1 pseudogene is annotated in these 336 nt (G+C 62.2%); it reads right to left on the bottom strand.

Annotated features, from left to right (window positions below):
- Nucleotides 1–26 precede the first annotated feature (26 nt).
- Nucleotides 27–191 (bottom strand): annotated as a pseudogene (locus EN861_RS34505) (PRC-barrel domain containing protein); the annotation flags it as partial.
- Between the last annotated feature and the right edge of the window lie 145 nt (nucleotides 192–336).

The raw sequence follows: 336 nt of genomic DNA, 5'->3' as shown, positions 1-336 counted from the left end.
GCCCTACTGCCCTACTGCCCTGTTCCCTATTTCAGAATCATCCGCTGCTGGTCGCGGTTCGTGGCATAGGTGCCCTTGTCATAGGCCGTCTGCGCCTGCAGCTGCTCCTTGGTGAAGTTGGTGTAGAGATATTTCTTGCCGTCCTTGTCGGTCATGAATTTGAGCTTGTCCATGCCGACCGCCACTTCCTTGGCCCAGCGGTTGGCTTGTCGTCCTGCGTTGCCGGCTTCTCGCGGGCTTGAGCGGACGAGGCTGGCAGAGCCTCTGCCTCGGCAGGCGCAGGCTCACCACTCGCGGCGCTCCAGCGGGGGTTGTTGGATGCCAGCGCCGGAATGG

Origin of the sequence: Mesorhizobium sp. M8A.F.Ca.ET.218.01.1.1 (genome assembly GCF_004791165.1) — a bacterium.
Lineage (GTDB): Bacteria > Pseudomonadota > Alphaproteobacteria > Rhizobiales > Rhizobiaceae > Mesorhizobium.
This window is presented reverse-complemented; position numbering and strand designations above follow the sequence as displayed.